Source organism: Streptomyces sp. NPDC031265 (genome assembly GCF_055570295.1).
The window spans coordinates 18,538-37,581 of sequence record NZ_JBVIHM010000017.1; the positions used below are offsets into that span (position 1 = coordinate 18,538).

Annotated in this window: 18 protein-coding genes; 10 read left to right on the plus strand and 8 right to left on the minus strand. The window is 72.1% G+C overall.

Translation table 11 applies throughout. The features are described from left to right. The first annotated feature begins 135 nt into the window (after window positions 1–135). From ACZ499_RS24420 to ACZ499_RS24430, 3 genes are read left to right on the plus strand one after another with little or no spacing between them, the layout of a single operon-like run. Window positions 136–1,485: a discoidin domain-containing protein gene (locus ACZ499_RS24420; RefSeq protein ID WP_468677890.1), complete on the plus strand. Its 1,350-nt coding sequence runs from the start codon at window positions 136–138 to the stop codon at window positions 1,483–1,485. Then, window positions 1,485–2,714, plus strand: a complete 1,230-nt coding sequence (locus tag ACZ499_RS24425; RefSeq protein ID WP_468677892.1) for an MFS transporter — start codon at window positions 1,485–1,487, stop codon at window positions 2,712–2,714. The genes ACZ499_RS24420 and ACZ499_RS24425 overlap by 1 nt, the downstream gene beginning before the upstream one ends. Then, window positions 2,711–3,700, plus strand: coding sequence for a TolB family protein (locus tag ACZ499_RS24430; protein WP_468677894.1), 990 nt, complete (start codon window positions 2,711–2,713; stop codon window positions 3,698–3,700). Before ACZ499_RS24425 ends, ACZ499_RS24430 begins: the two co-directional genes overlap by 4 nt. 15 nt (window positions 3,701–3,715) lie before the next feature. Here the strand turns inward: ACZ499_RS24430 and ACZ499_RS24435 are convergent, their stop codons facing one another. Further along, entirely contained in the window at window positions 3,716–6,100 is a 2,385-nt protein-coding gene (locus ACZ499_RS24435) for a protein kinase domain-containing protein (protein ID WP_468677896.1), read from the minus strand. Between the two features lie 149 nt (window positions 6,101–6,249). On the opposite strand from ACZ499_RS24435, the gene ACZ499_RS24440 reads away from it, so the two are divergent. From ACZ499_RS24440 to ACZ499_RS24450, 3 genes are all read left to right on the plus strand, one after another. Further along, a complete protein-coding gene (locus ACZ499_RS24440) occupies window positions 6,250–6,468 on the plus strand; it encodes a zinc-binding dehydrogenase (protein ID WP_468677898.1) in 219 nt (72 codons plus the stop codon). A 132-nt stretch (window positions 6,469–6,600) separates the two neighbouring features. Next, the gene (locus tag ACZ499_RS24445) at window positions 6,601–7,455 is read left to right on the plus strand and encodes an HNH endonuclease family protein (protein WP_468677900.1); all 855 of its coding nucleotides are present in this window, start codon (window positions 6,601–6,603) and stop codon (window positions 7,453–7,455) included. 75 nt (window positions 7,456–7,530) lie between these two features. Next, window positions 7,531–7,890 (plus strand): zinc ribbon domain-containing protein YjdM, encoded by a 360-nt coding sequence (locus ACZ499_RS24450; RefSeq protein ID WP_468677901.1) that lies wholly within the window; start codon window positions 7,531–7,533, stop codon window positions 7,888–7,890. 35 nt (window positions 7,891–7,925) lie between these two features. On the opposite strand, the gene ACZ499_RS24455 is transcribed toward ACZ499_RS24450, so the two are convergent. Further along, window positions 7,926–8,459, minus strand: coding sequence for a polysaccharide lyase family 7 protein (locus ACZ499_RS24455; protein WP_468678136.1), 534 nt, complete (start codon window positions 8,457–8,459; stop codon window positions 7,926–7,928). Here ACZ499_RS24455 and ACZ499_RS24460 point away from each other — a divergent pair. Beyond that, complete coding sequence (locus tag ACZ499_RS24460) at window positions 8,343–9,092, plus strand: MIP/aquaporin family protein (RefSeq protein ID WP_468678138.1); 750 nt, start codon at window positions 8,343–8,345, stop codon at window positions 9,090–9,092. The genes ACZ499_RS24455 and ACZ499_RS24460 overlap by 117 nt on opposite strands. Window positions 9,093–9,121: 29 nt before the next feature. On the opposite strand, the gene ACZ499_RS24465 is transcribed toward ACZ499_RS24460, so the two are convergent. Together ACZ499_RS24465 and ACZ499_RS24470 are read right to left on the minus strand one after the other, a co-directional pair. Further along, window positions 9,122–10,663 (minus strand): carboxylesterase/lipase family protein, encoded by a 1,542-nt coding sequence (locus ACZ499_RS24465; protein WP_468677902.1) that lies wholly within the window; start codon window positions 10,661–10,663, stop codon window positions 9,122–9,124. A 127-nt stretch (window positions 10,664–10,790) separates the two neighbouring features. Continuing rightward, window positions 10,791–11,999 (minus strand): 3-deoxy-7-phosphoheptulonate synthase, encoded by a 1,209-nt coding sequence (locus ACZ499_RS24470; RefSeq protein WP_468677903.1) that lies wholly within the window; start codon window positions 11,997–11,999, stop codon window positions 10,791–10,793. 379 nt (window positions 12,000–12,378) lie between these two features. On the opposite strand from ACZ499_RS24470, the gene ACZ499_RS24475 reads away from it, so the two are divergent. Further along, window positions 12,379–13,194: a mycofactocin-coupled SDR family oxidoreductase gene (locus tag ACZ499_RS24475; protein ID WP_468677906.1), complete on the plus strand. Its 816-nt coding sequence runs from the start codon at window positions 12,379–12,381 to the stop codon at window positions 13,192–13,194. 14 nt (window positions 13,195–13,208) lie between these two features. Here the strand turns inward: ACZ499_RS24475 and ACZ499_RS24480 are convergent, their stop codons facing one another. Then, window positions 13,209–13,865 carry an HAD family hydrolase gene (locus ACZ499_RS24480; protein ID WP_468677908.1) on the minus strand — a complete coding sequence of 219 codons (657 nt, stop codon included), beginning with the start codon at window positions 13,863–13,865 and terminating at the stop codon, window positions 13,209–13,211. A 94-nt stretch (window positions 13,866–13,959) separates the two neighbouring features. Here ACZ499_RS24480 and ACZ499_RS24485 point away from each other — a divergent pair, with 94 nt between their 5' ends. Further along, window positions 13,960–14,823 carry a MaoC/PaaZ C-terminal domain-containing protein gene (locus ACZ499_RS24485; protein ID WP_468677909.1) on the plus strand — a complete coding sequence of 288 codons (864 nt, stop codon included), beginning with the start codon at window positions 13,960–13,962 and terminating at the stop codon, window positions 14,821–14,823. A 21-nt stretch (window positions 14,824–14,844) separates the two neighbouring features. Here the strand turns inward: ACZ499_RS24485 and ACZ499_RS24490 are convergent, their stop codons facing one another. Next, a complete protein-coding gene (locus tag ACZ499_RS24490) occupies window positions 14,845–15,822 on the minus strand; it encodes a GDP-L-fucose synthase family protein (RefSeq protein WP_468677911.1) in 978 nt (325 codons plus the stop codon). A gap of 8 nt (window positions 15,823–15,830) precedes the next feature. Next, complete coding sequence (locus ACZ499_RS24495; protein ID WP_468677913.1) at window positions 15,831–17,177, minus strand: acyltransferase domain-containing protein; 1,347 nt, start codon at window positions 17,175–17,177, stop codon at window positions 15,831–15,833. 126 nt (window positions 17,178–17,303) lie between these two features. Between ACZ499_RS24495 and ACZ499_RS24500 the strand changes: the two genes are divergently transcribed. Then, window positions 17,304–17,855 carry an AAA family ATPase gene (locus ACZ499_RS24500; RefSeq protein ID WP_468677914.1) on the plus strand — a complete coding sequence of 184 codons (552 nt, stop codon included), beginning with the start codon at window positions 17,304–17,306 and terminating at the stop codon, window positions 17,853–17,855. 60 nt (window positions 17,856–17,915) lie between these two features. On the opposite strand, the gene ACZ499_RS24505 is transcribed toward ACZ499_RS24500, so the two are convergent. After that, window positions 17,916–19,043, minus strand: coding sequence for a hypothetical protein (locus tag ACZ499_RS24505; protein WP_468402226.1), 1,128 nt, complete (start codon window positions 19,041–19,043; stop codon window positions 17,916–17,918). Window position 19,044 lies beyond the last annotated feature (1 nt).

A 19,044-nucleotide genomic window follows, 5' to 3' on the forward strand; every position in this document is an offset into this window, starting at 1 on the left:
TCAGCACCTCCCATACCCCCACCCCCCCCCCCCCCCCCCCCCCCCCCCCCCCCCCCCCCCCCCCCCCCCCCCCCCCCCGGGGCCGCGCCACGGTGTCCAGCTCTCGCCGTCACCAAGCCCCCACGGAGTCCAGGTATGCGCCTGAACACCTCAGCCCAACTCCCCTTCCCGCGCGGCAGAAGCCGCCCCCTCACCCTCGTCCTCGCCGCCGTGCTCGCGCTCCTCGGCGGGCTGCTGCTCGCCTGGCCCGGGCGGGCCGGGGCCGCCGCCGACCCCCTCATCTCGCGCGGGAAACCCGCCACCGCCTCCTCCGCCGAGACCTCCTCGCTCGGCGCCGAGAACGCCTTCGACGGCGGCACCGCCACCCGCTGGGCCAGCGCCGAGGGCAAGGACCCGCAGTGGATCCGAGTCGACCTCGGCGCGACGGCCACCGTCAGCCGGGTCAAGCTCAGTTGGGAAGCCGCCTACGCCAAGGCGTACCGCGTCGAGGTGTCGCAGGACGGGGCGTCCTGGACCACGGTCGCCGAGGAGAAGGCGGGCAACGGCGGCACCGACGACTGGACCGCGCTCACCGGCAAGGGCAGATACCTGCGCATCTACGGCACCGCGCGCGCCACTTCGTACGGCTACTCGCTCTACGAGGCCGAGGTGTACGGCACCCTCGACGGCGGCCCGCCGCCCGGCGGCGCCTTCACCGTGGTCGCGGCCGGTGACATCGCCGCCCAGTGCACCGCCGCCGACAGCGGCTGCGCGCACCCCAAGACCGCCGCGCTCGCCCGGCAGATCGATCCGAGGTTCTATCTGACGATGGGCGACAACCAGTACGACGACGCCCGGATCTCGGACTTCCGCGCCTACTACGACAAGACGTGGGGGGCCTTCAAGGCCAAGACCCGTCCGGTCCCGGGCAACCACGAGACGTACGACCCGGCCGGGGTCCTCGCCGGATACAAGGCGTACTTCGGGAACATCGCCTACCCGCAGGGCAAGAGCTACTACAGCTACGACGAGGGCAACTGGCACTTCATCGCCCTCGACTCCAACTCCTTCGACCAGTCCGCCCAGATCGCCTGGCTCAAGGCCGACCTCGCCGCCAACGGCAAGCAGTGCATAGCGGCCTACTGGCACCACCCGCTCTACTCGTCCGGCGGCCACGGCAACGACCCGGTCTCCAAGCCCGTATGGAAGATCCTGTACGGCGCGAAGGCCGACCTCGTCCTCAACGGACACGACCACCACTACGAGCGGTTCGCCCCGCAGGACCCCGACGGCAAGGCCACCGCGGACGGCATCGTGGAGGTCGTCGGCGGCATGGGAGGCGCCGAGCCGTACCCCATCGAGCAGGTCCAGCCCAACAGTCAGAAGCGGATCAGCGGCCAGTACGGCGTGCTGAAGCTGGAGTTCACCGACTCCGGCTACGGGTGGACCTACGTCGGCACCGACGGGCAGGTCAAGGACACGAGCCCGAAGTACGGCTGCCACTGATGTATCTGGCCACCACCGGCCGTACGGACGCGCCGCCCCGCACCTCCAGGGCCGGGCGGCGCGTCCCCGGCACCGTCCTCGCGCTCGGCGCGGTCAGCCTGGTCACCGATGTCTCCTCGGAGATGGTCACGGCGGTACTGCCGCTCTACCTCGTCCTGGGCCTCGGTCTCTCCCCGCTCCAATTCGGCTTCCTGGACGGCATGTTCAACGGGGCCACCGCACTCGTGCGGCTGCTCGGCGGGCGGCTCGCCGACCGCGGCGGCCGGCACAAGCGGGTCGCCGGGGCCGGCTATCTGCTCTCCGTGCTCTCCCGGCTCGGGCTGCTGCTCGCCGGGGGCGCCACCGCGGGCATCGCCGCCGCGCTCGCCGCCGACCGGCTCGGCAAGGGCATCCGCACGGCCCCGCGCGACGCCCTCATCTCGCTCAGCGGCCCGCCGGAGACGCTCGGCCGCTCCTTCGGCGTGCACCGCGCCATGGACACCACGGGTGCGCTCCTCGGGCCGCTCGCCGCGTTCGCCGTGCTCCGGGCGACCACCGACGCCTACGACGCGGTGTTCGTCGTCAGCTTCTGTATCGGGCTGCTGGGCGTGCTCCTGCTGGCGGTGTACGTACCGCCCGCGTCCGGGACAGTGCGCGTGCCCATAACTCCCCGTCCGCGCACGGCGCTTCGCGACCCCGCCTTCCGTCGCATCCTGTACGCGACCGCCCTGCTCGGCGCCGCCACGATCGGCGACTCCTTCCTCTATCTGCTGCTCCAGCGCGGCCTGGACCTGCCGGCCGCCCTGTTCCCGCTGCTGCCGCTCGGCCCCGCCGCGGGCTATCTGCTGCTCGCCGTCCCGGTGGGCCGGATCGCCGACCGGACCGGGCGGCGGCTGCCGTTCCTGCTCGGGCACGCGGCTCTGCTCGGCGCGTACGCCCTGCTGCTCGCCCCGCTCGCCTGGCCGACCGCCGCGGCCGTACTCGTGCTGCTCGGCATCTTCTACGCCGCCACGGACGGGGTGCTGATGGCGCTCGCCGGGCCCCTGCTGCCCGCGCGCGGACGAGCGGGCGGGCTCGCGGTGCTCCAGACCGGTCAGGCCCTGGCCCGGCTCCTCGGCGCCGCCGGGTTCGGGGCGGCCTGGACCCTCTGGGGGCAGCGGCCCGCCCTGTGGGTGGCGGCGCTCGTACTGGCCGGTGCGCTCGCGGCCGCCTGGCGCGTCCTGCCCGCCACGGTCTCGGAGGCGTCGTGAAGGCCGCCCATCACCACCTCCGGCTCGCCGTCGTCGTGATCGCCGTGCTCCTGCTGGCGGGCGGCTCCCTCGGCTACGTCCTGCACGCCCGGCACCGCGAAAGCCCGCCCCAACAAGCCGACGCCGACGGCTCGTTCGGCCTCGACGAGCCCGGTCTGTACTTCCGGGACCCGGCCACCGGACGGGTCGCGCGCCTGCCCGCACGAGGTGCGCCGCGCGTCGGCGGCGGCCCGTCCTGCGACCGCTTCTACGCGGCGGGGGAGCGCGCCCTGTGCCTGCGGAAACTGCCGGGCCTCCCGGCCCGCACCCGAGCCCTCGTACTCGACCGGCGGCTGCGCGAAGTGCGCCGCGTGACCGTCCCCGGCATCCCCAACCGGGCCCGCGTCTCCGCCTCGGGGAACCTGCTGTCCTGGACGGCGTTCGCCGTCGGCGACTCGTACGCCACCTCCGGCTTCTCCACCCGGACCTCGGTCCTGGACCTGCGCACCGGCTATCTGATCAAGTCGATCGAAGGGATTCCGCTGACCGTCGACGGCGCCCGCTACCACGCACCGGACGTCAACTACTGGGGCGTCACCTTCGCCCGCGACGACAACCGCTTCTACGCCACCGTCTCGTCCAGGGGCCGCACCCACCTCGTCGAGGGCGACCTGCGGAACTGGTCGGCGAAGGCGCTGCGCGAGAACGCCGAATGCCCGTCGCTGTCGCCGGACAACACCCGGATCGCCTTCAAGAAGAAGGTCTCCGGCGATCCCCGGGCGCCCTGGCGGCTGTACGTACTCGACCTGGCGGGGATGCGCGAGCACCCGCTGGCCGAGCGGCACAGCGTCGACGACCAGGCCGCCTGGCTGGACGACTCGACCGTCGGCTACGCGCTGCCGGGGCGCGGCGGGCGCGCGAGCGACATCTGGTCGGTTCCGGCGGACGGCACGGGCGAACCCCGTCTGGCGGTGCCGGGCGGCTCCTCGCCGGTGGCCGTGCGGTGACCGGCACCGCAGGGGTCACCTGCCGGTGGGCGTGTACGGGGTGCCGTCGGCGGAGGTGACCGCGAGGGTGGTGGTGTGGCCGTTCGGCTCGATGCGGATGACCGGGATGGCCTTGTCCCGGGGGCCGCCGTCGCCGTTGATCGTGATCCAGCCGCTCGCGCCCGGCACCCCCGTGCCCTCGCGCAGCGCGGCGAGGGTCCGGTGGACGTCGGTGGCCGTGGGATCGGAGGACGTGGGGGCGACGCGCAGCGCCCGGGTGGCGATCAGCAGCGCGTCGTACATCATGATCGCCCGTCCGTCGTCGAGGCCCGAGTGAGGGAACGCGGTGGTGAACGTGCCGTCGAGGAACGGGGCGATGGCCTGCGGGGCGAACGCCCGCGGTGCCACGTCCCAGGCCCCGGGGTGGGCGAGGCCGGTGTAGACGAGGTCGACGCGGCCGGTGCGCAGCGCCGCGGCCAGGTCCCGCGGGCCGAAGCCGTCGGTGCGGGTGACCTGGGTGGCATCGTCTCCGGAGACGATGGTCAGCGGGCGGTCCCGGCACGGCCGCTCGGCGAGTGCGGTCAGGAACGCGGGCAGCGAGGTGCCACGGCCCGCGAAGTAGACGACGTCCGGCCGGGCGGCGCAGAGCTCGCCGACCTGGTGGCGGAAGGTGTCGACCTGGCCGTCCGCATGGGAGTCGAACAGCACGGCGCCCGCCAGGCGGCCGGTGGGCATCCGGGCGCGGAACTGCGTGGCGAGCGTGCTGGTGTACTGGTCGCCCGCGGCGACGTCCTCGACGAGCAGGACACGGGCGCGGGTGTACGCGCCCGCCGTCAGGAACCGTACGGCGGCCGAGGCCTGGTCGGCGTTGGCGGGCGCGACCCGGACCAGACCGGGCGTGGCCGCCCAGGAGTCGGCGGTGAGCACCGAGCCGAACGCGGGCAGGCCCCCGGCGGTCAGCTCTCCGACCATGTCCTGGCTGGAGGCCGTACTGCCGCCGAGGCCGACCGCGGCCACGATGTGCTCGGCGCCTCGCCGGTGCAGCACCTGCCCGACCGTGTACGCGCGCTGCTCGGCGCTGCCGCCGGTCTGGGCGATCAGCACTCTGATCCGCGGCCCGGAGGCGGCGGCGGAGTCGCGATTGGCCCTGCGCTGCGCGAGATACGCGCCCTCCAGGTCGTGCCGGACGCTCGCCATCATGCTGGTGCCGTCGTACTCGGCGGTGATCGGCGTGAGGTAGACGACGGAGGCGTACGGCCGCCCGCCCGGCCCGGCGGATGCCTGGACGACCTGACGGTTCTCCGCGTAGATCAGCTTGAGGACCGGTGCGAGGTCGGTGTCGGAGGAGCCCGCAGGGCCCGGACCGCCAGGGGAGTCGGGGGAACGGGCGGAGGTGCCCGTCGGGAGCGAGGGTCCGGTCAGCAGGCCGACGCAGGTGCGCTTCGCGCCCTCACCGATGGCGCGCTGGCCGTCGGCGCAGCCGGTGTGGCCCGACAGTACGGCGGAGGGCGGCACATCGCCCCGGACGAGGAGGGCGGCGAGTACGGCGAGGGCGACGGCCGGCGCCGTGACGCGCCACCGGCCGCGCACCCGGCACGGCGGGCCGCTGTCGCACCCGGCCTCCCCGGCCCGGGCGGCCAGGCACAGCACCTCGTCCAAGCGGGGCCGCCGGCCGGGCTCCTTGGCCAGGCAGCGGGTGATGAGAGCGCCTAGCGGGCGGGGTACGCCGGTCAGGTCCGGCTCCTCGTGGACCACGGCGAAGGCGGCGGCGATCGGCTCCGCACCCGCCGCGTCGGCGTCCTCGAACGGGCTGCGGCCGATCGCCGCGAACGCCAGCACGGAGCCCAGCGCGAACACGTCGGTCGCGGGGGAGACGCGGTGCGGCCCGCTCAGCTGCTCGGGCGCCATGAACGCCGGAGTGCCGACCATCCCGCCGGTGTGGGTCAGCGCGCGGCTCTCCGTCACCGCTTTGGCGATGCCGAAGTCGATCACCCGGGCGCCGTCCTCCGCGAGCAGGACGTTGCCGGGCTTGAGGTCCCGGTGCACGATGCCCTGACGGTGGATGTCGCGCAGGGCCTCCGCCAGTTGGCCCGCGAGACGTGCGATCTCCGCCGCCGGCAGCGGGCCGCCCGAGCGCACGCGCGCGGCCAGCGACTCGGCGGGTACGTACTGGGTGGCCAGCCAGGGCGGATCGCCGTCCGGGGCCGCGTCGACCACCGAGGCGGTGAACGCGCCGCTGACCTTGCGGGCCGCCGCCACCTCGCGCCGGAATCGGGCCCGGAAGTGCGGGTCGTCGGCGTACTCGGGCCGGATCACCTTCAGCGCGACCTGCCGTCCGGTCGGGCTGTACGCGAGGTACACCACGCCCATCCCGCCGGCCCCCAGCCGCCGTTCCAGGGTGAACTCCCCGATCTGCCGCACGAGGACAACATAGCGAAGGGGACGCCCGTGCCGGCCGGAGTCGCGGCGAGAGGTCTACGCCTCGCGCCCCGCGTCCGACTCCCTGGCACGCTCATCGAGTACGGGGCGCTGAGCGGTGAGGCGACCCGTACCCCGGGTTCGAACTCGGTATGCCCGCGCTGAACATGCGTACCTACACCGTCCTGGAGACGACCACGGATCCCGAGCGACTGCGCCGGGCCGAGGCCTTCGTGACCTCCGGTCTGGGGACCGGTGCCTTCGCGCCCGCCGTGGACCGTGTCTTCGGTCTGGACGAGATCGTCGACGCCCACCGCTACATGGAGGCGGGCGGCCAGGTGGGCAAGATCGTGGTCAGGGTCGACCGCTGACGGGCTCACCGCTTCTCCGCCCACGGCCGAACGGGGGAAAAGTCGGAAAAGCTGGTCGGTGGGTGCGGGGGCGGTCAATTCCTCAAGGGGGTGCGTCGGCACCAGAACGCCATGCCACCGAAGGAGATCCCCATGCGCTCGTACACGCGTCCGGTCCTCACCTCCGCCCTGCTCGTCGCGGCACTTCCGGCAGCGTTGCTCACCGTGGCCGCCCAAGCCGCGTCCCCGCCGTCGCCGCCCTCGCGGCCGGAGGCCGGCCAGGCGCGGAGCGCGGCGCTCAACTTCGATGAGCTCGACTGCGAAGGCCCGGAGGAGGACCGGCTGCCGTCGACCGACTCGGGTCAGGGAGCGGTGCACGAACCCGGCACCGCCGCGTTCGTCCCCGCCCCGCTCCCCGCCGGTCTTCGCCCCGCGGTGGTCAAGTGGCCCAAGAACCTCCCCGACCTGGAGGACGCCAAGCGCATGCTCTCCGAGCTGGACGTCGGGCCCTTCGACAGCAAGGGATTCCAGCGGACCGCGTTCGGCGGCAAGAGCTGCTGGGTCCTGCACGGCGCCGAAAAGTGCTCCACGCGCGAACTCGCCCTGAAGGCCCTGTCCGACATCCCCGCGACCATCAAGGACGGCTGCAAGGTGGTGGGCGGCCGCTGGCGCAGCGCGTACGACGATCTGACGGTCACGAACCCCCTGCGTGTCGACATCGACCACATCGTGCCGCTCAGGGCGGCGTGGGGCTCGGGCGCCCGGGACTGGCCAGAGTACAAGCGCCGCGCGTTCGCCAACGACCTCAGCGGCTCGCCGCAGCTCATCGCGGTCTCCACATGGAGCAACCGCGACAAGGGCGACAAGGGCCCGGACAAGTGGCTGCCCAAGGGCTACGAGTGCACGTACAGCCGTGCCTGGATCGGTGTGAAGGAATATTACGGGCTGCGGGTCACGGCGGGGGAGCGGGGCAGGCTGGAGGAGGTGCTGGGTGACTGCCGGGAGTAGTCCCCTGGAGCCGGGCGGGCGCGGTGCCCTCCGCGCGGAGGGCAAGGCACGCCCTGGCGCGAATACACTTCCGTGGTGAACGAGAACCTGCCCCCTTGCCCCGAGTGCTCCGGCGCGTACACCTACGAGATGGGCGCGCTGCTGGTCTGCCCGGAGTGCGGGCACGAGTGGTCGCCCGCGGGAACCGTGTCCGCGGAGGGCGAGGCCGGCGGTGACGGGGTGATCAGGGACGCCGTCGGCAATGTGCTCGCCGACGGCGACACGGTGACCGTGATCAAGTCCCTGAAGGTCAAGGGCAGTCCGACCGGCATCAAGGCGGGCACCAAGGTGCGCAACATCCGCCTCGTCGACGGCGTCGACGGCCACGACATCGACTGCAAGGTCGAGGGCTTCGGCCCGATGCAGCTCAAGTCCAGTGTGGTCAAGAAGGCCTGACCGGGCGGACAGGTCTCCCGCGCAGTGGCCCGCGCTCAGCCGTGGGAGACCGTGAGCTTGCAGAAGCCGACGCGGGCGCCCTTGGTGGTGCTGTCGGAGGACGACTGGTTGTACGAGCCGGCCTTGAAGTACTGCTTGTAGCCGTTGAACGACGACGGGATCGGGTAGTGGGTCGTCGTGCCGTTGACCGTCAGGTCGATCGTGTGGCCGCCCGAGACGCCGATCGTGTAGCTCCACGTCCTGCCGACCGGCACGTGGGCGGGCCCCGGCGCAAGGTGGTGTTTCCGGTCTCTTCGCGGCCGGTTGGGTGCTTCGGTGCTTTCCGGCGGGTCGGGGGTTCTACCCTGCGGCTGTTCGTGACCGTCCGATGGGCGGTGGGGGTGGTTGGCCGGTGCGAGGGGGGATCGGTGTCCGACGGGGGAGTGGGGGCGGGGGAGGCCCCGGCCGTGTCCGTGGCCGGGCCGGGACTTGTGCCGGGGAGTACGCCGTGGCGGGGTGCCGCGGTGGAGTGCGCCCTGACCGCGGTGATGATGTTTCTCGTGGTGACGATGGTGCGCTGGCTGCTCGATCCGGCCTCGCCCGTCTTCATCGCCGATCTGCAGCTCGCGCTGGGCGTCATCGGGGCGCTGGTCGCGGTCCTGCTGGTGGGGCTGATCCTGAGCCCGCCGGGCCGGGGGTCGGGCGCGCACCTCAACCCGGCCGTCAGCGTGGCCCTGTGGCTGATGCGGGCGTTCCCGGGGCGGGCTGTGGTTCCGTACGCCATAGGGCAGTTGCTCGGAGGGCTGGCCGGGACCGCGCTGGCCCGGCTGGTGTGGGGGCCGGTGCTGCAGTCGGCGGCTCTCAGCGACGGACTGGCCCGCCCGGCTCCCGGCCGGTCCTCCGTGGCCGTGTTCGCCCTGGAGGCGGCGAGCTTCGCGGCGGTGGCCCTGCTCATCGGCTTCTTCGTCGCCCACCCCGGCCTTGCACGGCCGATGCCCTATGCCGTGGGGCTGGTGGTCGGCCTGATCATCGCGCTGCTGGGACCGGTGAGCGGCGGGGCGGCCAACCCCGCCCGTCAGCTGGGCCCGGCGGCCCTCTCCGGCACCACCACCGCACTGTGGGCCTATCTGACGGCGCCGCTGCTCGGTGCCGCACTGGGGGCCGTCGTGCACCACTGGTTCGTGTCGAAGCGCGCGAAGTCGGGTGTGTACAGGCACAGTTGACCGGACTCTGATCCGGGCGGTCTTCGACGTTACGAGCGTTTGTTCAGCCGCAGTACGGGAACGGTGTGGTCCTGCCAGATCCAGCGGGAGGTTTCCTCCGGGTACGCGGTGACGGTCGGCCGGGTGTCGAAGAGCTGCACGAGGCGCTGCCCGGCGTCGTACGCGGGCCAGCCGGGGTCGCCCTGGGCGGCGAACGCCGTCCATGCCGCGCGCATACGGGCGGACAGCTCCTCCGCCTCCGGGGAAGGGCTGTCGCCGATCAGCATGGCGGGCCGGCCACGGTCCAGGTTGCCGAAGACGAGCGGCACGTCGAGGCCGTGGCACGCGCCGAGGGCGCCGCCCATGCCCGGGGCGGGCCAGGTCAGCTCGTAGACGTGGGCACGGCCGCCGGCGGCGGTCTGGGCCCGGGCGAGGTGGAGACTCGGCATGCGGAACAGGCAGTCGGACTGGACCAGTTCGTACAGCTCGTCCGGGGTCGCGGCCGGGAAGCCGTCGAGGTAACGGCGTGCGCCGTCCTCACCGGGGGCGAAGGCGTCCAGGGCGGCCGCGGCCTGCTCCTGTGTCACCTGCCCGAGCAAGCCGTCGAGCGCGGTGAGCAGCCGTTGTTCGTCACGGGTGTGGCCGACGAGGAGTTCGATGTCCCGGCCGGCGCCGTCGGCCAGGGCCTGCCATGGGGTGACCGGCAGGGTGTCACCGTCGACGACCGGCGAGAACGGGATCGACTTGTGCGCGGCCAGGCCCCAGCGGTCCGCCCACTGGATCATCTTGGCGCCCACCGCGTCCCCGGCGATTGACAGCCGGACCGGGTCCACCGCGGACAGGTCGGCCACCGTGGGCCTCAGCCCCAGCTCGGCGGCGCACGCCGTGGCGATGTCGGAGGCGAGCTCCGGCGAGAAGAACGTGCCCTGCACGCTCTGCGCGACGGCCCGCCCGAAGAGCCCGGCCGCGCGGGGCATCGCCAGCAGCGCGGCGACCGATCCGCCGCCCGCCGACTGGCCGAAGACCGTGACGCGGTCCGGGTCGCCGCCGAAGGCGCGGATGTTGTCGCGCACCCACTCCAGGGCGGCCACCTGGTCGAGCAGGCCACGGTCGGCGGGCGCGCCCTCGAACTGCCCGAACCCCTCAAGTCCCACACGGTAGTTGAACGTCACCACGACGACCCCGCCCTCGCGCGCGAGGCGGCCGCCGTCGTACTCGGGGAGCCCGGACATACCGATCACATACGCACCGCCCTGGATCCACACCATCACCGGCAGTCCCGCGCCAGAGCTCGGTTCGGGCGACCAGACGTTGACGGTCAGCCAGTCGTCGCCCACCGCGTCCCGCGCCAGCGCGTCCATGCCGAAGTGGCCGCCCTGCGGGGGCGGCGGCCCGTACGCCACCGCCGTACGCACCCCGTCCCATCCCCGCACCGGCCGCGGCGCGGCGAACCGCAGTGCGCCGACCGGCGGCTCGGCATACGGAATCCCCCGGAAGACCGCCACCCCCGCCTCCCGGCTGCCACGCAGCGCCCCGGCCGCCGTGCGGACCTCGGGCGCGGACTCGGACGGCTCGGACGCGGAAACGCTCATCACGGCTCCCTCTCTGGGCAGGCGGAGCACGACCACAGGGGTACGCGTCGGCCCGGACACTTCGGATGATCCCGCTGTGCGAGGGTGCGCGCCACCGATATTACGGACGGCCGGCGAGCCCTGATCGTCAAGGCCGGGCGGCCTGCCCGGAGAGCAGAATGTCCGCCGCCAAGGACGCGAGTTCGAGGGCCTGGGTGCGGTTCAGGCGGGGGTCGCAGGCGGTGGTGTAGTGGTGGGGGAGGTCTGTGGTGGAGATGTGCTGGGGGCCGCCGAGGCACTCCGTCACGTCGGCGCCCGTGAGCTCCACGTGCAGGCCGCCGGGGTGGGTGCCCAGAGCGCGGTGCACCTCCACGAAGCCGCGCACCTCGTCGAGGACGCGGTCGAAGTGGCGTGTCTTGTATCCGCTGCGGGACTGCACCGTGTTGCCGTGCATCGGGTCGCACTGCCAGACGACCGCGTGCCCGGACGCGGTGACCTTCTCCACGATCGGCGGCAGCACGCTCCGCACCTCCGCGCTGCCCATCCGGCTGATCAGGGTCAGTCGGCCGGGCTCGTCGTACGGGTCGAGGCGTTCGACGTACTCGACGGCCTGCTCCGGGGTGGTCGTCGGGCCGATCTTGACGCCGATCGGGTTGGCCAGGAGCTCGGCGAACGCGATGTGCGCGCCGTCCGGTTGGCGGGTGCGTTCGCCGATCCAGAGGAAGTGCGACGACAGGTTGTACGGCTGCTGCCCGCCCCGGTCGCGGCCGTCCGCCATCCGTAGCATCGACCGCTCGTAGTCGAGGAGCAGGGCCTCGTGGCTGGTGAAGAACCCGCCCCCGTCCATCGGTCCGACCGCCCCGGTGGCGTGTAGTGCGCGTACCGCTGCCATCGCGGCCGCCGCGTTGACGTATGCGCGGAGCATGCGGTGCGGGTCGGGGACGCGGGCCTCGGCGGTCGCCTCGCGGCCGTTGACGATGTCGCCCCGGTACGTCGGGAGGCCCAGCACGTCCACCGGTGAGGAGCGGGGTTTGGCGTACTGGCCGGCGAGCCTGCCGACGGTCACCACCGGCAGCCCGGCCGCGGAGGTGAGTACCGATGCCATCCGGTACACGGTGTCGACGGTGGCCGCGATCGAGTGCGCGGTGGTCCCGGCGAAGGTTTCCGCGCAGTCGCCGCCCTGGAGCAGGAACGCCTCGCCACCCGCCACCGCGGCCAGACGAGTCCGCAGCCGGTCGACCTCCTCGGCGCTCACGACCGGTGCCACGGTCTCAAGGACGGCTCGCACCTCGTGTACGGCCTCGGGGTCGGGCCACTGCGGCTGCTGGGCCGCGGGGCGGGCGAGTGCGCGGTCCACGGCGGCGCGGAGGCGGTCCGGCAACGGCCGGCCGGGGCGGGGATGGTCCGGTAACGGCCGTGCGGGGCCGAACCGGGGAGCCGTAGGCGCTTGTCCGTTCAACGATCCCCCTCGTACGGCTCGGCACGACTGGGTGCGAGCCGATGGCGTCATTACGGATTCGGGCGAGATGCGAGATACGAGATGCGCGGCGCGGGCGAGGAACAGTGGTGGGGTGTCGTTTCCGATCTTATCGCCTCCGCCGCGCACGACAAACGCCGTATGGCCAGGTCGAGTTGGCCCACCTGGACACGGTGGACAATGGCGTCCGCTTCGCTAGCGTGGGGCAGATCGGACCCGTTGTGAACCCTGGTGAAGCCTGTCGGGAAAGGACTCGTACGTGAGTGGACTGATGCGGGGCAAGGTTGTTCTGGTGACCGGCGCGGCTCGTGGCCAGGGCCGTGAGCACGTTGTGCGGATGGCGGGTGAGGGCGCCGACGTCATCGCCGTCGACCTGTGCGCGACCCTGCCCGGCGTGGCCTACGCGTCGTCGGAGACGACCGACCTCGACACGACAGTCGCCCTGGCGGAGGAGTCCGGGCAGCGGGTCGTGCCCCTGGTGGCGGACGTCCGTGACCTCGCCGGTCTGCGCGAGGCCGTCGACGGGGCCGTGGAGAAGCTGGGGCGCCTCGACGCCGTCGTGGCCAACGCGGGCATCTGCATACCCCGTGCCTGGGACGAGGTCACCGAAGAGATCTTTCGCGACACCATGGACGTCAACGTCACCGGTACGTGGAACACGGTGATGGCGACCGCGCCCCACCTGGTGACGGCGGGCGGCGGCTCCATCGTGCTGATGAGCTCCTCGGCCGGGTTGAAGGTGCAGCCGTTCATGATTCCGTACACGACCAGCAAGTTCGCGGTGCGCGGTATGGCGAAGGCCTTTGCCGCCGAGCTCGCGCGGTTCGGGATCCGGGTCAACAGCGTGCACCCGACCGGCGTCGACACCGCGATGGGCAGCCGTGCCATGCTCACCCAGGTCGCCAAGGCGAGCATGGCCGACCCGCGGCTGCGGGGCATGCTGGTCAACATGCAGCCGGTGGAGGGCATTTCGGTCGAGGACGTGGCCAATGCCGTGCTGTTCCTGGTGTCCGACGCCTCCCGCCATGTCACCGCGCACGCCATGGCCGTCGACGCCGGGGTCAGTGAGTTCTGAGGACTGGGGGTTGTTCAGCTCCTCGCCGACGGCACCAGGTTCTCGACGGCCTCCCGTAGGTGACTGCGCAGCACCTCGGGACTGCTGACGTGCAGGGTGCGCATACCCAGGTCTCGCGCGACCGCGATGACGGTTGTCCGGTCGTCGATCATCAGTGCCTCGTGCGGATCGACCCCGCAGCGGACCAGTGTTTCGGCGAAGTACTCGGCAGAGGGTTTGACCTGGCCGACTCGCCATGAGGAGCAGAGGTGGTCGAACAGCCGGTAGTGGTCGTGGCGTCGGTTCTTGAGGTGGTCCCAGTGCTCGGCCTCGTTGTTGGCCAGGACCAGGGCGAGCTCCGGACGGGCGCGGGCCACCTCGGCCAGTTCCACGACGTTGGAGTGGTAGCAGCGGACGTGGGCGGCGTACAGGCGGTCCACCCACCGTCCGTCGAACCACTCCCCGTCGGCAGCGTCCGCGAAGGGGCTGCCGGCTTCCTCCAGGAGACCGCGCAGCACATCGTGCGCATGGCAGGCGCCGCTCTCGTACGCGTGAGCCGATGACAGCACGGCACCCAGCAGGCGGCTCTCGTCGACGCCATAGCGGCGTGCGATGTCCGGCAGGAAAGAGGTCTCCTCATTGATGTTGTTGAACAGAACTCCGCCTGCGTCGACCAGGAGTGCTCGAATCATTTTCTCAATCCCGTCTCGGTGGTTTCGGCCATGCGTAATTTTTCAGCCATGTGTGGTGCCGGACATTTCTGAAGTGGTGGAAAGGAGCGGAGCGATGGCGCTCTATCGCGATCTCGTCGGGCGGACCTGGGATTCCGGAACCCGGCTGTGGACATTCTCGGACACCTCCCTCTATGCGCTCGGAGTGGGCGCGGGCGGCGAGGACCCGGCCCGCGAGCTGGAGTTCACCACGGAGAACTCCGGGGGAGTCCTGCCCTCGGTGCTGCCGACCTTCGCGGCGACCCTCGTCTCCCGGCGGACCCAGCCCGTACTCGGGGACTTCGATGTGTCGCAGCTGCTGCACACCCAGCAGTCCCTGACGCTGTACGGCCCGCTCCCCGTCGAGGGCACGGCGGCCACGACCTCGCGGTTGACCGCGCTGAGGGACCGGGGAAGCAGCGCGCTCGCGGTCATCGAATCCTCCTGCGTGGACCCCGCCACAGGTCGGCCGCTCGCCGACATCCGCACCGGACTGACCATCAGGCGCGAAGGCGGCTTCGGCGGCGACCCGGGCGAGGACGAGCCGTGGCAGCGCCCCGAGGGAGAGCCCGACCACACCGTGGACTACCGCACCGCGCCCAACCAGGCTCTTCTGTACCGGCTCAGTGGTGACCCGAACCCGCTGCACTCCGACCCCGCGATCGCCGCGCGTCTCGGCTTCCGCCGACCGCTGCTGCACGGGCTCTGCACGTTCGGCTTCGCTGGCCGGGCGCTGCTGCACGCGCTCTGCGGGGGCGACCCGGCCCGGTTCGGCACGATGTCGGCGTGCTTCACCGCACCCGTGTTCCCGGGCCAGGACCTCACCGTACGGATCTGGGAGCGCGGCGAGTCGGCGCTCTTCGAGGTCCGCTCCCAGGGCAGGGCCGTCCTGGACCGCGGCACGTTCGTGCGGCGCGGCAACGGCCCGGCGGCTGGCTGAGCCGGGTGGCACCCCGGCAGGTCAGCGGCCATCGGGAGGCCCGCCTGATCCGGCCAGGGTGTCGGCGTACCAGCGAACCGTGCTCCGTACGCCCTCCGCCAGCCCGATCCGCGGCTTCCAGCCCGTGGCGAGGAGCCGGGAGACGTCGAGCAGCTTGCGGGGTGTGCCGTCGGGCCTGCTCGCGTCCCAGGTGATCCGGCCGGTGAAGCCGGTCGCCCCGGACACGAGGCCGACGAGGTCCGCGATCGTCAGGTCCTCGCCGACACCGATGTTGACCGGCGACGGGTCGTCGTAGTGCGCCAGCAGGTGCAGACAGGCCGCCGCCAGGTCGTCGACGTGGATGAACTCCCGCCGTGGCGTACCGCTGCCCCAGACGACGACCTCCTCGGCGTCGGAGTGGACCGCTTCGTGGAAGCGCCGGATCAGCGCGGGCAGGACGTGCGACCGGGTCGGGTGGAAGTTGTCGCCGGGGCCGTACACATTGGTCGGCATGGCGGAGATCCACCGGCGGCCGTACTGCCTGCGGTACGACTTCACCGCGATCACCCCCGCGATCTTCGCTATCGCGTAGGCGTCGTTGGTCTCCTCCAACGGGCCGGTGAGCAGTGCGGACTCGGGGATCGGCTGGGGGCTGTGCTTCGGGTAGATGCAGGAGGAGCCGAGGAACAGCAGCCGGTCCACGTCCGCCGCGTGTGCCGCCGCGAACAGGTTGGTCTGGATCCGGAGGTTGTCGTTGAGGAACTCCACGGGCTCGGCGTCGTTGGCGGCGATGCCGCCGACCCGCGCGGCCGCGTCGATCACCACGGCGGGCCGGAGCGAGGTGACGTGGTCGAGCGTCGCCCGGGCGTCGGTGAGGTCCACGTCGGAGGAGCGGATCCCGACGACGGAGGTGAACCCCTCGGCTCGGAGGCGGCGCACGACGGCGGAGCCCACGAGCCCGGACGAGCCCGCCACGAGCACGGTCGCGGACGGGTCAAGGGCGCGGGAAACTGCGGGCATGGGCCTACTCATCCTCGGTCGGCTCGGGCTCGGGCTCGGCCGGTTCGGTCGTTGGGCGGGGTGCGGTCGGTGGCCGGGGTGGCGCCGGCGAGTGCGTGGTCGTAGAGCGCCGGGATCTCAAGGCCCCGGCAGCGCAGCGCCCCCAGCAGGCGCAGCAGCGAGACCGGCTCGGGGGTCGCCCGGTGGCCGGAGGCGATCACCAGCGGATCGTCGACCCCCTCTGCGCGCAGCGTCTCGCGGATCGGCGGGATCAGGACCGGGTGCGGCCCGATCTCCACGTAAGCCCGGATGCCCCGGCGGGCCAGCGCCGACACCGCCTGGGTGAAGCGGACCGGGCGGCGCAGGTTGCGCGCCCAGTAGTCCGCGGTGGCGAGCCCGACCGGGTCCGGGTCCGCGTCGACCGTCGAGATCCACGGGATGCGGGGCGTCGCGGGCGCGAGATCGGCCAGCTCGGCGCGCAGTTGGGGCAGCACGCTGTCGACGAACGGGCTGTGCGAGGCCGCGTTGATACGGATCAGCCGGCACCGCACCCCTTCGGCCTCCAGCGCGTTCACGAGCGCTCGCGTCGCCTCGCTCTCGCCGGTTACCACTGTCTGCCTCGGGGCGCTGTGGGCGGCGACGACCACCGTCCCCGGGATCTGCTCGCACCGGTGCGCGACGGTGTGCCGGTCGAGGTTGACCGTCGCCATCGCCCCGCCGCCCGCCGCCTTCGCGAGCAGGCCGGAGCGTACGGTGACGACCCGCGCCGCGTCTTCGAGGGTGAGGGCGCCCGCGACATGGGCGGCGGCGACCTCGCCGAGGCTGTGCCCGACGACCGCCTCCGGCCGCAGGCCCAGTGACCACAGCCAGTGGGCGGTGGCGACCTGGACGGCGAAGATCAGCGGCTGTGTCGTGTCCGGCGGGCCGAGCTCCCCGTCGGCCGCGTTCATCAGCGGTTCGATCACTCCGTCGGGCAGCAGCGCGTCGAGTTCGGTCAGTACCCTCGCCGCCTCGGGCGCCCAGCTCAGCAGGGCGCGCCCCATGCCCGGCCACTGACTGCCGTGGCCGCCGAAGCACCAGACGACCCGGGAAGCGGCGCCGTCGGGCCGCCCCGACGTCCAGCGCGGGCTGGCCAGTCCGTCGGCGAAGAAGGACAACCCCTCGACCAGGCCCGCCGGATCGGCGGCCGCGACCGCCAGGCGCTCGGTGTCGTGTTCGCTCGAAAGGAGGCGCGCGGGCAGCACCGCCTCGGGCCGGGCGCCATCGGCCAGTAATTCGGCGGCCGTTCGAGCCGTATCCGCCAGCGCGGCCCGGTCGGCGGCGGAAAACATCAGCAGCCATGGCGGGGGCGGCGGCACCGCATTGGTGAGGGGCATGGGAACTCCCTGGTTCCGGAATAGGGGATCGGACAGGTCGTCGGTACTTGCTACGATCGCTGCGCTGGCAATATCGGACCGTGAACGGGCCGTTGGCCGATAACGCGATAAAGGAGTAGAGGAAGCATGCCGGAAACCTCCTTCCAGGGCCAGATCGTTGACACCGAACCCGCCTCCGACGTATTTCTCGTCATCGGCATTCCAGGATCCGGGAAGAGTTCGGTGTCGGCGGCCCTGGCCCGTCGTTTCCCCCTCGGCGCGCACATCGAGGGCGACCACCTCCAGGACCTCATCGTCGCGGGCGGGCATCTGCCCTCGCCGGAGGAGGACCTGGAGGCGGATCGCCAACTGCTGCTGCGGGCCCGCAACGCGTCGGTGCTGGCGCGCAGTTTCCACGCCGCGGGTGTCGTTCCGGTCATCGACGACGTGGTGGTCCGGCGCGCCCATCTGGAGTTCTATCTGGAGCAGTTGAAGGACCTGCCGCTGCGGCTGATCGTGCTGGCCCCGGCGGCGGACGTCGTCTCCCGGCGGGTGGCCGAGCGGGACAAGGTCCTGGCGGACGACTGGTCGTTCCTGGACGACGCGCTGCGCAGTGAACTCGACGGTGAGGGAACGTGGTTCGACAGCTCCGACCTGACCCTGATGGAGACGGTCGACGCCATTCTGGCGAAGGGCTGAGCAGCTGAAGGAGTCCGGCGCGGGCGGTCCAGGAGGATCCCCGCGCCGGACTCCTGTTTCTCAGCCGCCGTTGCCATGGCCATCGATGCGGCGCACCGCGCTCAGCCAGGTGCGCATGAGGTAGGCGCTGCGGTGCAGGAAGGCCCGCGCCTCCTGCGACCAGGCCCCGCCCCGCGCCTGTTCGGCGAAGTCCTCCAGGCCGTGGCTGAGGGACTCGTACGTCTCGCGGTAGTCGCTGCCCTGGAGCTGGAACTCCCGCAGCCAGCCGAGGAGTTCGTCCATGAAGCGGATCGCGGGCAGCTCGATGGTGAGGTCGTTGAGCAGGTCGTGTTCGTTGCGCTCGTGGTTGACCAGGGGGCCGCCGAACCGGACCGCATGGCCGAGGTGTTTGGCGCACGCGGCGACGAAGTAGCCGCTGAAGATGTCACCGAAGCGCTCGACCGCGGCTCCGCCGATGGGCTGGCCCATCCGCAGGAAGTAGTAGGCGGGCAGGGCGTCGTGGTGCACGGCGGTGTTCTGCGAGTTGACCGGGCACCAGGTGTCCCTGGCCAGTACGGCGGGTTTGCCGTTGTAGGCGGTCACCCTGGGCCGGACCGCGAGCCGGGTCACCGCGTCCACATCGGGGTCGTCCAGCCACAGACCGGCGTTGACGCGCACATCGGCCACCTCTTCGGTGCTGGTGACCTCGGTGGGAGTCTCCCGGGGGCCGTACGGGAATCCGCGCGGGAAGACCCGGCAGGGGCTCACTTCGAGCAGGTCGCACGCGTTGAACCAACCGTTGCCGGCCGACACCACGCGGTGCGGCACCGGGCCTTGCAGCACCACCCGGTGTTCGTCGAAGAAGGGGCTGTCGATCGGCAGGTTGTCGTCGTCCATGGAGACCGCCATCGCGCTGCCGTTGAGATAGGACAGCAGATAGCCGATGTTGCGGCGGTTGTCGGAGTCGTACGGGATCAGGTCGGGCACACCGAGTTTGGCAAGGAGGCGGTCCTGCTCCTCCACATCGGGGGAGACGATGCCGGCGCCTCGGCCGCGGGCCTTCTCGCAGGCTTCGTAGAACGCCTTGGGGGTTTTCCTGTCGGGGATGACGACGAGCCGGGCGCCGGATTCGGCGAGGGTGTCGGCGTAGTGCTCCAGGAACGACCCGGAACCGATGGTTGTGATGACGATGTCGATCGTCTCAGACATG